We start from the raw sequence: 15,551 nt of genomic DNA, 5'->3' as shown, positions 1-15,551 counted from the left end.
AACCGCCGCAACCAGCTTTGGAGGGCTTGCGCCGGACCTGCCCTCTATTTAGACCGTTTCCAAAGCGTTTGTGAGGAGATTGAAATGCCCAAGGATCAAGTCGACAAGACACACCTGCCCAGCCGCCACGTGACCGAAGGCCCGTCACGCGCGCCACACCGGTCCTATTTCTATGCGATGGGGCTTGATGAAGAGGCAATCAAGCAGCCTTGGGTCGGTGTCGCGACCTGCTGGAACGAAGCAGCCCCTTGCAACATCTCTCTGAACCGTCAGGCGCAGGCTGTGAAACTGGGCGTGAAAAAAGGTTACGGTACACCCCGCGAGTTCACCACGATCACCGTCACTGATGGTATCGCGATGGGCCATGAAGGTATGCGCTCCTCCCTCGCATCACGCGAAGCGATTGCGGACACCGTTGAACTGACCATGCGCGGTCACTGCTATGACGCGATTGTTGGTCTCGCGGGCTGTGACAAGTCCTTGCCGGGCATGATGATGGCGATGGTGCGTTTGAACACGCCGTCCGTGTTTATCTACGGTGGTTCCATCCTGCCGGGCCGCCTGGACGGCAAGGACGTGACCGTACAGGACGTTTTTGAGGCCGTGGGCAAACACCAGGCGGGCAACATGTCCGATGCCGAGCTCGAAGTGCTGGAACGCGTGGCCTGCCCATCGGCGGGTGCCTGCGGTGGCCAGTTTACCGCCAACACCATGGCCTGTGTGTCCGAGGCGATTGGCCTTGCGCTGATGAACTCCTCCGGTGCCCCTGCCCCCTACGAATCCCGCGATCAATACGGCGTAGCGTCCGGCGAGGCGGTGATGAACCTGATCGCGAAAAACATCCGCGCACGTGACATCGTCACACGCAAGTCGCTGGAAAATGCAGCGCGCGTCGTCGCCTGTACCGGTGGTTCGACCAACGCCGGTCTGCACCTGCCAGCGATCGCCCATGAGGCCGGTATTGATTTCGACCTGATGGATGTCTGCGACATTTTCCGCGACACGCCTTACTTCGTAAATCTTAAGCCCGGTGGCGATTATGTCGCCAAGGACCTCTACGAAGCCGGCGGCGTACCCGTTGTCCTGAAAGAACTGCGCAAAGCGGGTCTGATCCATGAAGACTGCATGACCGCCACAGGCCGCACGATGGGTGAAGAACTTGATATGATCAAAGGCGATGCAGATGGCACCGTGATCTATCCGGTCGAAAACCCGATCACCCCGACAGGCGGTGTTGTGGGTCTGCAAGGCAACCTTGCCCCTGAAGGTGCGATTGTAAAAGTGGCGGGCATGGCCAGCGACGAGCAGGTCTTTACCGGTCCTGCACGTGTCTTCGAGAGTGAAGAAGAGGCGTTTGCCGCTGTCAAAGCCCGCGAATACGAGGAAGGCGAAGTCATTGTCATCCGCAATGAAGGCCCCGCAGGTGGCCCCGGTATGCGCGAGATGCTGGCAACGACTGCTGCACTGTCAGGTCAAGGCATGGGCAAGAAGGTGGCACTGATCACCGACGGCCGTTTCTCGGGCGCGACACGCGGGTTCTGTGTAGGTCACGTAGGACCAGAGGCCGCACATGGCGGGCCGATCGGTTTGCTGGTCAATGGCGATGTGATCACCATCAATGCCGTCACAGGGGAGTTGAGCGTTGATCTGACCGACGAAGAGCTCGCAACGCGCAAGGCCAACTGGAAGGGCCCCAAAGAGACCATCTATGCTTCGGGCGCGCTGTGGAAATATGCGCAACTTGTCGGTGGCGCACGGCTCGGGGCGGTGACGCATCCCGGTGCGAAAGCCGAAAAACACATCTACATGGATCTGTAACGGCATGATCCGTGCCAACGCTGTCGTTTTCGGGGTGCTAGCCATGACGGCCTGCACCCCGATTGATCAGGTGACACAGTCTGTTTCGCTTGGTCAGGGCGCTGTTATTGCCACAGCGCCCGCTGGCTATTGTGTTGATCCTCGATCAAGCCAACTTGCAAAGGATTTTGCGATGTTGGCGTCCTGCGCCACATTGGGCCACAGCACCGCCGCGCCCGAAATCGTGGGTATCGCAACCATACAGGTGGGCCCCCCCGACAGCGGGCGCATTGCCACGGACGAAATCGGCCTGCGGGATTTTCTCATCACGGATGACGGTGTCCGCCTGCTGACGAAAGCGAACAATCCCGATGCTGTGAATGTCCTGTCCACGCAGGCCTTCAATGATCAGGTCATGATCCATTTCACCGATCAGGGGCCACCACCGCTGGACGGTCTGCAACGGGAAGAATGGCGCGCCTTTGCCAATGTGAACGGCCGACTGGTTACTATCGGTGTGCGCGGTTTGGCGGCATCGCCACTTCAGGACGGACCGGGGGCGACCTTGCTCAAACAGATCCTTGCGGGTGTACAGGCGCCACCCGCCGCGGCGACAGACAGCCCAGCCGAAATCTGAGCAGTTTTCATCGCGCGTTTTGTTTGGCAAACTTGCCCTTTTGATAGAAGAAGACCGCTTATATGCCATTACCACTGCAAGGCCACATCACGAGGTTCCTGCAACGCCGCAGCATTGCGCGGTGGCGAAAGGCGACGAAAGCCGTCGGAGCGACCGACCTTGCATCACTGGATCAGGCGAACGAAGCAGCCAAGAAACTGCTGCGCCACATTCAGGCCTTCCGCTTTGCCGCTGACAGCAGGCTTGCACTGCCACGGATCGGCTCTGACATTTTTCCCCAACCGCCCGGCACGGACTGGGGGTGGCGGCCAAAACCTTGGCGGGCTGCTGCGGACCTACCGGCGCATGCACCTGCTCTGTCCAAGATGGAAATCACCAATGAGTTGGTGATCTTTCACGACTGCCCTCGCGGCGAAATCATTCTCCGACAGATCCGCAATACTCAGGACACCGATCTTGCACCTTTCGGGATCGTGCTTGAGACCTTCGACTTTGCTGGCAGCTATCTGTCACTTGTGATCGAAGTTCCCGAAGAGTCCTGTGAAGGGCTGCGCAAGCGCCACCTGATCCGGTTGGCGGCGCTGATCACGCGTGAAAGACCGACAGCCATCTACGCGCGGCTGAACGTCAAGAACGGCCCGAACACCGAACAGGTGCTGCTGACCTTGCCGGATGATACTGCGGAAACGATGGTCGAGTTCGATCTCGCCTATAGCGGCCTGAATGAACGGCGCGCCGAGCGGATGTGGATTGATCTGATGATCGAACGCCCCGCGATGAACAAACTGACTATCCGTGATCTGACACTCAGCCGCTATCCGCGTGCTGATATCTGAGGAAACGACCCTATGGCCACTGCGCATTTCATCAACACACGGATCAAAGCAGGCGTTTGGCACGGCGACCTGACGGGTGCCGGACAAGAACAACCCCTTTTGCAGGTCACCCATCTTGGCCAGCCCTTGCCACAAGTGAATTGCACCTATGATGCGGCACATGATGTCTGGCAAGTTGCCGTGCCGATCCCTGCGGCAATGATCGCGGATGGGGTGCACAGCTTTCTGATCACCGACCAAAGCGGCGTTACATTGGACCGTTTCACCCTGATCGCCGGCGCACCGGTTGCAGAAGACTTGCGCACGGAAATTTCGGCATTGCGTGGAGAACTGGAGGTTCTCAAGAAGGCATTTCGCGCACATTGCGCCGAAAGCTGACCTCGCCTTACGTAATGCAGCGCGCATCGGATCAAAACAATACAGCGGATAAACTCATTGTCAGAATGACAACCAGAGCACCTCTCCCCCCGTAACAAGTGCGTTAACAGGGAACGAAAGGAACACCCAATGAACCGTCGCTTTGCAATCAAATCTACCATTCTCGCCGCTGGCGTTGCTGTTGCAGCTGCTTGTGCACCCATGATGGAGAGCGAGCCTGATATCGTCGATATCGCGGCTTCCAACGGCAACTTCAACACACTGGTCGCCGCTGTCACCGCTGCCGGTCTGGTAGACACATTGAAGAGCGAAGGTCCATTCACTGTCTTCGCACCAACAGATGCAGCTTTCGCCGCACTGCCAGCAGGTACCGTTGAAACACTACTGATGCCAGAAAACATCGACCAACTGACAGCGATCCTCACATATCACGTGGTACCCGGTGCAGTCACATCCGATCAACTGGCAGGTCAGCGCCTCAGCGTTGCCACCGTCAACGGTGAAGAAGTCCACATCGACGGCCGCAACGGCGTGACCGTTGAGAACGCGACAGTGACAACAGCGGACATCATCGCGTCTAACGGCGTGATTCACGTGATTGACGCTGTTCTGTTGCCATAAGCCAGGCCACTCACCCGACCGCATCTTCTCCCCGGGAGTTGCGCTCGGTTTGCCCATAACGGCACCACACGACCCCATCGCTTGATAGCGGTGGGGTCTTTTGGTTCGAGGCAGAAATTGTCGCGGGTTGGGTTTTCCGGCAAGAAACCGAAACGTGGCTGCTGTCTATGGTAATTGCTTCACAAGTCATGCAAATCCCAATACAGGCGCCAACCACCGGGCTTGCGTGCCTGGCACAGTCCTGCAAACTTGCCGCCATGGGCACGTAGCCCAATAAACGACCAGATGCTGAGAGTGCTACATGCCCGAGACCCCCAATGAAACGGACGCAAAGCGCTGGACGCAATTACACAAGATGCTTGCGCCTGAACGCCCGACCGCAATTATTGATATTGGCGCCAATCCTGTTGAACCGTCGCCATATGACTTGTTGCTGACGCAGGGCCTCGCACAAGTCTATTGCTTCGAGCCCCAGCCTTCGGCCTATGAGGCCTTGTTGGCCGAAAATCGTCCAAATCGCATCGTGCTGCCCTATGCTGTCGGAGATGGAACAGAAAGCACACTGCATATCTGTCGCCATAGTGGATTCACATCATTACTGCCCCCCAACCCTGCTGCAATTGCTTATCTGGAGAAATGGGCGGGCATGATGACAGTGACGGAACAAGTACAGGTGCAAACCGTTCGGCTTGATGACATCGCCGAAATTCCACATGCCGACCTCATAAAGATCGACATTCAGGGCGGCGAGGCGGCCGTGTTCAGGAACGGCCCCGACAAATTACATGATGCGCTTATGGTGTTCACCGAAGTGGCGGCGATCCCCCTTTATGTCGGTCAGCCGTTGATGCATGAGCAAATGCGTTTACTCTCAGATGCGGGCTTTTATCTGCACAAGTTCGATACCTTGAAGGCAGTTAATGTGGCGCGCCGGTTTTCGCCTTTCCTGCAGGCCAAATATCATCAGAACCAGCTTGTCGACGGAGACGCGATTTTCATTCGAAGCTTGCTCGACCTTCAAAGCCTCACTGTTGAACAGCTCAAGCATCTGGCGATTTTGTCTGATGCTGTGATACAGAGCTACGACTTGGCGCTTGCGGTGCTGGATCTTCTGATAACCAAAGATTGCATCGGATCAGAGGCTGACGTGATGGAATACTGTGCCATGCTTCCCGCCAATCGCCCAAGGCGATTGCGGCAAGCCCAAGCGAGCGAAGGCGCTAAAACGCTGCTCTGAGGCGTTCGGGTATCCGATAAGTCGTCATTCGATGCACGCGTGCGTGTTTCCAAAACCCGCCGCGCCCTTCTTCCCATTCGCGATACATTCGTTTGCGAAGCGGCCCAAATCCAAAATTCGTCTCGACTGGCTGGCCATGTGTTACAAAGCTATGCAGAAAGTCGCTGATTTGGTTCGCCTCCTGTTGCCAGCCTACACCGGCCACATCCTTTACAAGCGCGCCATCCGCATCTGATACATGCGCCTTGCGTAGGTTTTGGCGCCGCATGAGCATGTCATGATCAACATAGCGCAAGTGAAAGAGAAACAGCTTCTGCGACAAATGCAGTTCGGGATGGGTCGAGAAATGCTGCCCAAGGCTCCACTGGATGGGGACGCGGATAATGCAGGGCTTCGAATACCACATATTGATCCGGCCAAAAGCCCTTTGCGCCAGTACCGGACGGCTTTGATCGAGAGGGGCTTCCACGTCGACGCGGTGCACCAGTTCGATGGCAAAGGGTGAGATGACCGGAGCTGTTGTCTCCGCAAGAATATGCGCGAATGGATCATCTCCAAACTGCGGCTCAAGGACAATCAATTCGTCCACATCACCGCCGACGACAAGATCAAATCGTGCTGTCAGCGCACTGGCGAAATGCGAAAGAAACTCCCAGCGTTTCTTGTCCCAGCCAGGACCAACTTTCCCTTTTGGGAAAGTGATGATCTGGCAACCTTCCAGCCCGTCCGGCAATATGCTGTCTGCGCCGTCGACAAGAATGAACATGTTCTCGCGGGGTATAAATTGCCCGTAATAGCTGACCCATAGTTTAAGAAAGTAGTCTTCGTTGCGGATCATGGTCCAGACGGCGACGTTGCTATTCATAAGTGATCCTTAGAAATGACAGCACGTCTGCCTCTAGATGCGCAGACCCCCAATGTCTACACGTGCGAAACTGGATAAGGCTGTTTGTCCGGGTACTGATGGGCATATTGGCGTCATGTTCTCTGTCACGCCCGTTCCCTAGCCGTCCCCGCCCAGTTCATCCCAGATCTCGCGCACCCAGGCCATAATCACCTGCGCCTCTTCCCAGCGGTTCGACATCTCTCGGCCGTCCGGTCCGGTCATCGCGTATTCCGGTGGTCCCAGTTCGCAGACAAAGATGCAGTCGCCCGACGCGTTGCGCACGCGCCAGTCGGCAAGGCCCTCGCGCCACCAGCCTTTGAAAAGTTCCACCCACTTCTGATGCTGCGGGAAATCCAGTTGCAACTGGATCTGCTGGCGCGAGGCCACGCGACCTTGGAAGCTGTCTGACCTTTTCAGGATGCGGCTCATCAGGCCAAGATCGTGATCGGACAGAGGAAACCAGAATTCGCGATCCACCACGTAATGCGACAGGTCCGCGCAAATCCTCATATCGGGGATACGGTCAAGCAGCTGCAGCGTTGTATAAAGGTCGTTGGTGATGCAGTTGCGATGCGTCTCGAACTGCACGGGCACCCCGATCCGGTCGGCCATGCCCATCCATGTCTCGATCACTGGCACCATATCGTCGAGGGCGATGGGCATCACCTGTCCGATCACGTCAACAAAGGGCGCGCCGAAATCAGCGGCCATATGCAGCGTGTCTTCAAGGCTTTCAATCGTCTTGGGAAATGCCACGATCAGCGGGGTCAGGCCGTTCGCGTCCATATGCGGACGTACGGCATGGGCCACGGCCACGTCGGAGGCCCCCAGATCAATCGCCATACCGTCAAATCCGGCTACGGCCACCATTTCGCACACCTGATCATAAGGCAGCTTTACGCCGCTCTGGTCGTGCGGCTGCATCGCCCAAAGCGAGGTGTAAACCTTCAGTTGCCGCATATCGCCACGCAGTCCCGGACCCGATCCGGGACCCCTATCGCGACCTCAGCCAAGAGCCGCCGGGTCAAACCCGGGGCTGCGTCACGCCGCCTCATTCCGCTGGCATCCGCGTCACGCGGCCACCGCTTCGCGGGATGATCCAGACTTCATCCATCGGATACTGGCTTTCGTCTTTGGCCATCAGTTTGCCGATCACCTCGATCTGGAATTCCAGCCAGCCCATCCGGTGGACCTCGCCTGCCTTTTCCTCGATCCGGTCGTTCAATGTCCGCAGCTTCCAGAAGGGGACGACGGGAAAGGTATGGTGTGCCGTATGATAGGGCATCTGCCAGCACAGCCAGCGTTGCAGCGCATTTGCGCGGGTCGAGCGGGTGTTTTCCATGATGTCGGGCTCATGGCTCAGCCCCAGATGTTCGATGGTGTTCTGCAACTGGTGAACGGGCTTGGTCAGCACCATCGGGATAATCCAGAAGGTCAGCGCGGCCCAAGACCCCACAGCAACAGAAGCGAGCGCGATGAGACCGTAACCTGCCAGATGCAGGCGGCTTTCACGGATCACTTTGGCCTCTTCCTCGGCGCGGATATAGGGTTCAATAATGATCCCGCGCGCGCGGCGCACGATGCCAAAGACACGGTTGCGCCAGTAGGTGATACCGCTGAGCCAAAGCAGATATGTGGTCAGCGTGTAGGGTTCGCGCACCAGTTCGCCGTCACGCTCCCAGTCCTGGGTGTGTTGGTGATGGGCAAAATGCATGATCTGGTCAAAGTCGCGGGGGAACAACTGTACAAAGCCGATGATGCGGCCAAAGACCTCATTCAGTTTGCGGGTCTTGAACACGGTGGCATGGGACAGTTCGTGCTGGGCGGCATAGAGGAAATTCAACAGAACACCCAAAGCAAACCCCGTCACCCAAACCCATGCGGTGCCCATCGCCTGCGCATGCAGCAGCGCGACAACCACGATGGCCCCGACGTGGCTTGCCATTTGCAACCCGCCTTGAAGGTCGGACCGTTCGGACAATTGCCGCAGTTCGTCTGGCGTCAACAGTTTCCGGCGGGAAAAGCTGGCTTCCATCGTAAACCCCTTTCGTCATTCAGGCACAGAGTAGCGGAATGGGCGCGAAGCGCAAAACCTTTCCGGTCTTGCTGTAAGTGATCCATTTTACGCCACGTTGAGGGTGACGACCGCCACGACTTTCGCCATGATCGCCCAAAGCGGAGGCACTTTCATGACCCAATATCCCCATCTTTTGTCCCCCCTCGATCTGGGGTTCACGACGCTCAAGAATCGCGTGCTCATGGGCTCGATGCACACAGGGCTTGAGGAAACGAAAGACTGGAACCGTGTGGCCGAATTCTATGCCGAGCGCGCGCGGGGCGAAGTGGCGTTGATGGTCACGGGCGGCATGGCCCCGAACGAAGAGGGTGGCGTGTTTCCGGGGGCTGCGGGCCTCTTTACGCCCGAGGATATCATCAACCACCGCATCGTGACCGACCGCGTCCATGATGCAGGTGGCAAGATCGCCATGCAGATCCTTCATGCAGGGCGTTACGCCTATTCGCCAAAATGCGTGGCCCCCTCGGCCGTGAAATCACCGATTTCGCCGTTTCCGCCCACAGAACTGGATGAAGACGGGATCGAAAAACAGATCGCAGATATCGTAACCGCCGCCGCCCGCGCGCGCGAAGCAGGCTATGACGGTGTCGAGGTCATGGGCTCTGAGGGGTATTTCATCAATCAGTTCCTTGTGACCCACACCAACAAGCGCACCGACCGCTGGGGCGGATCATATGAAAACCGCATGCGCCTGCCGGTCGAGATCGTGCGCCGTGTCCGCGAAGCGGTGGGCGCTGATTTCATCGTGATCTACCGTTTGTCGATGATCGATCTGGTGCCTAACGGATCAACTTGGGAAGAGGTCGTCCAGCTTGCCAAAGCGGTTGAAGCCGCAGGCGCCACGATCCTGAACACCGGCATCGGCTGGCATGAGGCGCGCATTCCGACCATTGCAACATCAGTGCCGCGCCGCGCCTTCACGTGGGTCACCAAAAAGCTGATGGGCGAGGTCAATATCCCCATCATCACGTCAAACCGCATCAATATGCCCGAAGTGGGTGAGGCCGTACTGGCGGACGGCTGTGCCGATATGGTCAGCATGGCGCGCCCTTTCCTTGCGGACGCGTATTTCGTGGCAAAGGCGGCGGCAGGCAAGGCTGCGGAAATTGCACCCTGTATTGCCTGCAATCAGGCCTGTCTGGACCATACCTTCAGCGGCAAACTGTCGTCCTGTCTCGTCAATCCGCGCGCCTGTCACGAAACAGAGTTGACGATCACGCCAGCAGAAACGCCCAGAAACATCGCCGTCGTCGGCGCAGGTCCGGCAGGGCTTTCGGCCGCGCTCACTGCCGCAGAACGCGGGCATCATGTGACTATCTTTGACGCCTCCGACGAAATTGGCGGCCAGTTGAACATGGCCAAACAGGTGCCGGGCAAAGAGGAATTCTGGGGGCTGGTCGACTACTATCGCACGATGGTGGCGAAGGCCGGGATTACACAGCGCTTGGGCAAAACGGCGACACCCGACGACCTTGCGGAATTCGATGAAATCATCATCGCCACAGGTGTCGCCCCGCGCGACCCTGAAATCCCCGGTCAGGACGGGCCGAACGTGCTGTCCTATATCGACGTGCTGCGCGGCAAGGCGCAGGTCGGCAAGACCGTTGCGATTGTCGGGGCCGGCGGCATCGGTTTTGATGTGGCTGAATTTCTGGTGACAGGGGACAGCCCGACCGAAGACCTGGATGAATGGCTGCAGGAATGGGGTGTGGGTGATCCTGCGCAGACACGTGGTGGATTGCGCGCGGAGGGTCCTCAGCCCGAGGCACCGGTGCGGCAGGTCACGCTCTTGCAACGCAAGGCCGAGAAACTGGGCAAGCGGCTGGGCAAGACCACGGGCTGGATCCATCGTGCGGGGCTTCAAATGAAGAATGTGCAGATGATTGGTGGCGTGAACTACGAAAGGATTGACGCGGACGGCCTGCATATCAGCACAGGTGAAGCGCGCGAAAACCCCAGAATCATCCCAGCCGAGACAATTGTCCTCTGCGCGGGCCAAGTGCCGCAGCGCAGTCTCGCCGATGCATTGGTCGCCAAAGGGCGCCGCGTTCACGTGATCGGCGGGGCAGATGTGGCGGCGGAACTGGACGCTAAACGCGCGATCAATCAAGGCACACGCCTTGCTGCCGGGTTATGACCGGACCACGCAAGGCATGGGTGACGACACGTCTGATCCCATAATTTACAGGGTATTTCGCTGAAAACCGCTGTTTCCGCGTTGTCACCAAAGCGGATTCATACCCCCGTATTGTCAGGCATTTGTCCTAATCCTGCCCGATTTCACTGCCACGTTGGGCGGAACGGTATCAAATAGCAGCGTCAGGAAGTTTCATGGATCGTCTAACCGAAATGGAGGCCTTCGCCACAGTTGTGGATCAGGGCGGCTTTACGGACGCTGCCAAGAAAATGGGAATTTCCAAATCTGCGGTCTCCAAACACGTCTCATCGCTTGAGGCCCGTCTGGGGGCACGTTTGCTGAACCGCACCACCCGCCGCGTCAGCCCGACCGAGATCGGGCTTGCCTATTACGACCGCGCCCGCCGTGTTCTGAATGACGCAGGCGAAGCCGATGCTTTGGTCACTTCGATGCAATCCGCGCCTTCCGGCCTGCTGCGTATCAGCGTGGCGACAGATTTCGGGGTGAACCACCTGTCGCCTGTTCTGGGCGAATTCCTGTCCGAGTTCCCCGACATCACTGTGAACATGGCGTTGAACAACCGCTATGTTGAATTGATTTCCGAAGGCTTTGATATGGCTGTCCGCATTGGCGAGCTGGAAGACAGCACCCTGCGCGCCCGTAAGCTGACCGAAACAACAAAGCGCATGATCGCGAGCCCTGCTTATTTCAAGCAATATGGCCGCCCCGAAAAGATTGACGACCTGAACGAGCACAAGCTGCTGCATTATTCAAACCAAGCGAACTCCGCGGTCTGGAAATTAACCGCACCGTCGGGCGAAAAACGGCAGGTGCGCACGGCGGGCTGGCTGACCGTGAATGATGGTCAATCGCTCTTGAACGCCTGTATCGGCGGGCTTGGAATTGCTTATTTGCCAAGTTTTCTTTATGCGGATGCAATGAGTAAAGGGTTGGTCGAAGTCGCGATTCCCGATTTGCCGGTTGAGACACAAGGCATCTATGCGGTGTATCCACCAGGTCGCTTTACGCAGCCCAAGGTGCGCGCATTCATAGATTTTCTGGCCCACGCCTTTGCCGACAAGGGCCCCGAGATCTGGTAGTTTCCCAAGGTGTCTATTCAAAGACTTGCGCGACCGTGTTGTTGGTCGCGCTTTTTTTCGTCTTAAACCAATCGTAACGCATGTGCCCTATCCGGTGTCCTAAGGACGACGGAGAATGAATCTGATGGACCAGATCATGCGCTTACTGGCACCGCAAAGCACGCTTGGTTTTATCGTGCGCCTTGGGGTGTGGCTGGGGTTTGTCACAGTTGCGAATATCGCTTTCGCAACGTTCTTTGGTGGTGGCGCATACTACTCTTTGTGGTTCTACCTTGCTCATTCAATCGTGGTCGGTGGCCCGATTATCACGTTCTTCTTTATCATCACGATGTTCCAGTTACGCCTGCAGCGAAAGCTATGGCATCTGTCACGCATGGACGGGCTGACCGGACTGAACAACCGCAACACATTTTTTGATCTGGCCGCAAAGGCACGGACCCGCGAAAACACCGGTGTCCTTATGATGCTGGATGCCGACAGGTTCAAAGCCATCAATGACACCTACGGGCACCAAGCCGGGGACAAATGTTTGCAGGCCATCGCCGCCAAGCTGCGTGAAAATATCCGTCAGGATGATGTGTTGGGCCGCCTTGGAGGCGAGGAATTTGCGATCTATCTCAGGGACGCAGCCCCGGAAACTGCGCAGTCTATCGGCACGCGCCTGACGCAACCGATCAAAGTTATGACCGAGGCCCATGGCGAACTGACAGTGACGCTCTCGATCGGTGCGGTAATGGCGCAACCGGCGATCCCAATTGATACCTTACTTGGGCGGGCGGATGCCGCACTTTACTATGCAAAACAAAACGGTCGGGCGCTTTTTGTAAACTGGACGCCGTCGTTGCAGAAGAAAGCACTCCGGGCACATGCCTAGGGTCAGGACCCCAAGACAATCATTCCTCAGTAGATGTCACGATCACTTCGACGCGGCGATTGGCGGTCCGGCCCGCTTCGGTCAGATTTGAGGCAAGCGGCGAAAGATAGCCCATGCCCTCGGCCTCAAGCTGTGCACGGTCTGCACCATAGTCGCTGACAAGCCGTTCCAAAACAGAGGCTGCGCGACGTTTGGACAAGGCGATATTTGTGTCGAGTGCCCCCGATGAATCCGTATGTCCCACCAGTGCAACCGTCCGCGACGGCCTATCTGCAAGATAATCTGCCAAAGCGCGCAACGACGGGTAATCCCCTTGGGCAAGCTGGGCAGAACCCGTCTCAAAGTTCAGATCGGCAAGGACCGCGCGCCCGGCCTGATCAAGTTGCTCGGACAGTGTGGCGTCGGATACCGCGCCAAATGCACGCAAGGGTGACGCAGCAGCCTGCGCAATCGGCGGTGCGGTCTCACTTTCAGGACCGACATGCGTGATTTGGACAAAGCCTGCTTCCGCTGTTCGGCTGATGAACAAAGTCAGATACTCGGGCCCATCCTGTCCGACCCGTTCAGCCGCAAGAAACCGGAAATCACCAATGTTGATCCTCATGTCCGGCGGTGGCAGCGTTTCGACCGCAAAACGGAAATCAAAGCCGCCACAGGCCTCGGTCTGGCACTCAAAGATGATCTGATAGCGGTCGTTGCGCAACTGTTCGCGCAACGGGCGCACCAGTTGTAATGTCGTGAGCGCAGGCGCCGCGATCCGCCAGGCTTGCTGGATCACGCGGCCTTCGACAGTTTGCGCAGGCATCGCGCCCTGATCCCAAATGCCCAGCGGCAAAAGGTAACTATCGGCAGGGCGGATCACCTCTTCCTGCAAGCTCGCGTTGCTTGGAAAATCGAGCGTTTGGCCCTGCGCCATGCCCGCAGCAATGCCCAAACATGCGGCAATTATGCGGATCATCGGGCTTGCGCGTGATATTCGTCATTGGGCCGCATATCGGTGGCCGAAGCGATGCGGTTGCTCATGTTATAAAAGCCAGCCGTCGCGGCAATATCCCAGATGTCACGGTCAGAAAATCCGACCCTGCGCAATGCGTCACGGTCTTTCTCTTCGATCTTGGCGCTCGCCACGGTCATCAGCTCCGCAAACTCGAGCATCGCCTTCTGGCGCGCATCCAGAGGGGCGACGCGCCAGTTCATCACCAGCATCTCGCCAAGTTGCGGATCACCCGACAACTGCCGCACGGCGGCACCATGGGCAGTCAGGCAGTAGTAGCATTTGTTAATGGACGACACCGCGACCGCGATCATTTCGCGCTCGAGTTTGGACAGGCCAGAGGCGGACAGCATGATGTCATTATAAAGCGCCGTAAAGGCGTTCAGCTTGTCGATGTCAAAGGCATAGGCCTGCAGCACATTGGGCACCATCCCAAGCTTTTCGCGACAGATATCAAAGTACTTCTGCGTGGCCTCCGGCAACGGGTCGGCCATGGGCAAATCAAGGGCGGTGGGTTGGTTAGTCAAAGGTTCACTCCGGGCATCGTCGATAGTGGTACTGTCCCACATGCGTCATGCCGAGGGAAGTGTAGAGCGCGTTGGCCGCATCGTTCACCTGCGTTGTCACCAGCGTCAGGTAATCCGCGCCATTGTCCTGCGCCCAACAGGCTGCCGCACGCGTCAGGTATTGCGCAAGCCCCTGACGGCGATGGGCAGTCGCAATCTCCAGCGCATGGATCATGGCGCATCGGGCGGCGATGCCCACATAAACCGTGCCTGCAGGCTGGTCATCCAATCGCCCCAGCAAGGTTGTCTTTGGTCCCACGGCGCGTGCCATGATCGCCAAACGCCCTTGGCCGATCCCGCCCGCGGCCCAGATTTCTTCTTGTGCGGCCAGCGGCGGCCAGACCTCAAAGCTGGTAACGGGCGGCGGACGTTCGGTTGCGACGGTCGCGACAGGTGCTGCGTAAAGGTTGGTGACGTCTTTAATCACATAACCGCGTGCGGCCAGCATGTCGTCCAAGTCGCCCTCGCCCGCCCGCACCATGAAGAGCGGCGTTTGCCCTGCCCCGCGCATCGCGGCTTCAGCCAACGGAATGTCGGTGTCGGTGACAGGCCCCTGCGCTGTTGCCGCACTGACGCGGCTGCTGCCGCTCTTATCAAGCCGTATTTTCCAAGGACCCACCTCGCGGCTTTCGGCGGGCGGCCATGTGCCTTCGATCACGGAATAGAGTGTTTCAAGCGACGGAAGTGTCGTCATGCAAATTTCGCCTCAAGTGCTTTCATCGCCAGATCGAGCGCAACGGCGTCACTGCCGCGCACCACGATGTTCGACCCGTAAACCCCATCTTTCTGGAAAGGGTAAGACCCGACGCTCAGATCGGGGTAATCTTGCGCAAACGCGCCCAATGGTCCCGCCAGATCGCCCTCACCCTTGAAGAGTTGCAGTGTACGCGACAACAGCGGCGCGCCGCCTGTCAGTGTCGGCAGGATGCTCGCGACCATGGCTTTGAACACCGAAGGAACCCCCGCCATGACATGGACATTCCCGAGGCTGAACCCCGGCGCCGTGCTAACCGGATTGTCGATGAGCGTCGCCCCGTCTGGAATGCGTGCCATGCGCAGACGTGCCGCGTTCAATTCCTGTCCGGAACGGTCGTAATGCGCCTGCAACAGCGCGCGCGCATCGGCACGCACGTCGATATGCGCACCAAAGGCAGCGGCGATACAATCGGCGGTGATGTCATCATGGGTCGGCCCGATGCCACCACTGGTGAAGACATGGGCGTAATTTTCTGACAACGCCTTAACCGCTGCGATAATCGCATCCTTATCGTCACTTACCACCCGCACCTCTTTGAGGTCGATGCCCCGCTCGGTCAATTGCCCCGCAAGATAGTGCATGTTCGCATCGCGGGTGCGCCCCGAAAGAATTTCATCGCCGATCACAAGCATGGCAGCGGTGGGGTTTGGCATC

At 57.9% G+C, this 15,551-nt stretch carries 16 protein-coding genes and 1 pseudogene; 9 read left to right on the top strand and 8 right to left on the bottom strand.

Going from position 1 to position 15,551, the window contains the following annotated elements:
- Nucleotides 1-84 precede the first annotated feature (84 nt).
- The 6 genes from ilvD (at nucleotide 85) to C7964_RS09975 (ending at nucleotide 5,506) form a co-directional block, all read left to right on the top strand.
- Nucleotides 85-1,818 (top strand): dihydroxy-acid dehydratase, encoded by a 1,734-nt coding sequence (gene ilvD, locus C7964_RS10000; protein ID WP_110279541.1) that lies wholly within the window; start codon nucleotides 85-87, stop codon nucleotides 1,816-1,818.
- Between the two features lie 4 nt (nucleotides 1,819-1,822).
- On the top strand, nucleotides 1,823-2,434 hold the full coding sequence (locus tag C7964_RS09995) for a dihydroxy-acid dehydratase (RefSeq protein WP_110279540.1): 612 nt from the start codon (nucleotides 1,823-1,825) through the stop codon (nucleotides 2,432-2,434).
- A 62-nt stretch (nucleotides 2,435-2,496) separates the two neighbouring features.
- Nucleotides 2,497-3,270 (top strand): DUF6478 family protein, encoded by a 774-nt coding sequence (locus C7964_RS09990; RefSeq protein WP_110279539.1) that lies wholly within the window; start codon nucleotides 2,497-2,499, stop codon nucleotides 3,268-3,270.
- Nucleotides 3,271-3,282: 12 nt separating this feature from the next.
- The gene (locus C7964_RS09985; protein WP_110279538.1) at nucleotides 3,283-3,648 is read left to right on the top strand and encodes a hypothetical protein; all 366 of its coding nucleotides are present in this window, start codon (nucleotides 3,283-3,285) and stop codon (nucleotides 3,646-3,648) included.
- 129 nt (nucleotides 3,649-3,777) lie between these two features.
- Nucleotides 3,778-4,269 carry a fasciclin domain-containing protein gene (locus tag C7964_RS09980; protein ID WP_110279537.1) on the top strand — a complete coding sequence of 164 codons (492 nt, stop codon included), beginning with the start codon at nucleotides 3,778-3,780 and terminating at the stop codon, nucleotides 4,267-4,269.
- A gap of 301 nt (nucleotides 4,270-4,570) precedes the next feature.
- Nucleotides 4,571-5,506 carry an FkbM family methyltransferase gene (locus C7964_RS09975; protein WP_110279536.1) on the top strand — a complete coding sequence of 312 codons (936 nt, stop codon included), beginning with the start codon at nucleotides 4,571-4,573 and terminating at the stop codon, nucleotides 5,504-5,506.
- On the opposite strand, the gene C7964_RS09970 is transcribed toward C7964_RS09975, so the two are convergent.
- From C7964_RS09970 to C7964_RS09960, 3 genes are all read right to left on the bottom strand, one after another.
- The gene (locus C7964_RS09970) at nucleotides 5,490-6,371 is read right to left on the bottom strand and encodes a hypothetical protein (RefSeq protein ID WP_110279535.1); all 882 of its coding nucleotides are present in this window, start codon (nucleotides 6,369-6,371) and stop codon (nucleotides 5,490-5,492) included. The genes C7964_RS09975 and C7964_RS09970 overlap by 17 nt on opposite strands.
- Before the next feature lie 138 nt (nucleotides 6,372-6,509).
- A complete protein-coding gene (locus tag C7964_RS09965; protein ID WP_181417153.1) occupies nucleotides 6,510-7,352 on the bottom strand; it encodes a sugar phosphate isomerase/epimerase family protein in 843 nt (280 codons plus the stop codon).
- 91 nt (nucleotides 7,353-7,443) lie between these two features.
- Nucleotides 7,444-8,427 carry a fatty acid desaturase gene (locus C7964_RS09960; RefSeq protein ID WP_110279534.1) on the bottom strand — a complete coding sequence of 328 codons (984 nt, stop codon included), beginning with the start codon at nucleotides 8,425-8,427 and terminating at the stop codon, nucleotides 7,444-7,446.
- A 154-nt stretch (nucleotides 8,428-8,581) separates the two neighbouring features.
- Here C7964_RS09960 and C7964_RS09955 point away from each other — a divergent pair, with 154 nt between their 5' ends.
- From C7964_RS09955 to C7964_RS09945, 3 genes and pseudogenes are all read left to right on the top strand, one after another.
- Complete coding sequence (locus C7964_RS09955) at nucleotides 8,582-10,606, top strand: NADPH-dependent 2,4-dienoyl-CoA reductase (protein WP_110280222.1); 2,025 nt, start codon at nucleotides 8,582-8,584, stop codon at nucleotides 10,604-10,606.
- Between the two features lie 194 nt (nucleotides 10,607-10,800).
- Nucleotides 10,801-11,706, top strand: a complete 906-nt coding sequence (locus C7964_RS09950) for a LysR family transcriptional regulator (protein ID WP_110279533.1) — start codon at nucleotides 10,801-10,803, stop codon at nucleotides 11,704-11,706.
- A gap of 115 nt (nucleotides 11,707-11,821) precedes the next feature.
- Nucleotides 11,822-12,514 (top strand): annotated as a pseudogene (locus tag C7964_RS09945) (GGDEF domain-containing protein); the annotation flags it as partial.
- Here the strand turns inward: C7964_RS09945 and C7964_RS20390 are convergent.
- Genes C7964_RS20390 through C7964_RS09925 form a run of 5 tightly spaced genes read right to left on the bottom strand, consistent with a single transcriptional unit; the run spans nucleotide 12,470 to nucleotide 15,550 of the window.
- Nucleotides 12,470-12,574 carry a zinc-finger domain-containing protein gene (locus C7964_RS20390; RefSeq protein ID WP_502693568.1) on the bottom strand — a complete coding sequence of 35 codons (105 nt, stop codon included), beginning with the start codon at nucleotides 12,572-12,574 and terminating at the stop codon, nucleotides 12,470-12,472. The pseudogene C7964_RS09945 and the gene C7964_RS20390 overlap by 45 nt on opposite strands.
- Nucleotides 12,575-12,599: 25 nt before the next feature.
- Nucleotides 12,600-13,538 carry an OmpA family protein gene (locus C7964_RS09940; RefSeq protein WP_110279532.1) on the bottom strand — a complete coding sequence of 313 codons (939 nt, stop codon included), beginning with the start codon at nucleotides 13,536-13,538 and terminating at the stop codon, nucleotides 12,600-12,602.
- Complete coding sequence (locus C7964_RS09935) at nucleotides 13,535-14,101, bottom strand: peroxidase-related enzyme (protein WP_286163885.1); 567 nt, start codon at nucleotides 14,099-14,101, stop codon at nucleotides 13,535-13,537. Before C7964_RS09935 ends, C7964_RS09940 begins: the two co-directional genes overlap by 4 nt.
- Before the next feature lie 4 nt (nucleotides 14,102-14,105).
- Nucleotides 14,106-14,834 (bottom strand): GNAT family N-acetyltransferase, encoded by a 729-nt coding sequence (locus C7964_RS09930; RefSeq protein ID WP_110279531.1) that lies wholly within the window; start codon nucleotides 14,832-14,834, stop codon nucleotides 14,106-14,108.
- Nucleotides 14,831-15,550, bottom strand: coding sequence for a competence/damage-inducible protein A (locus C7964_RS09925; protein WP_110279530.1), 720 nt, complete (start codon nucleotides 15,548-15,550; stop codon nucleotides 14,831-14,833). Before C7964_RS09925 ends, C7964_RS09930 begins: the two co-directional genes overlap by 4 nt.
- Between the last annotated feature and the right edge of the window lies 1 nt (nucleotide 15,551).

The sequence above is a fragment of the Loktanella sp. PT4BL genome (genome assembly GCF_003201935.1).
In the GTDB taxonomy this organism is placed as follows: Bacteria; Pseudomonadota; Alphaproteobacteria; order Rhodobacterales; family Rhodobacteraceae; genus Yoonia.
This window is presented reverse-complemented; position numbering and strand designations above follow the sequence as displayed.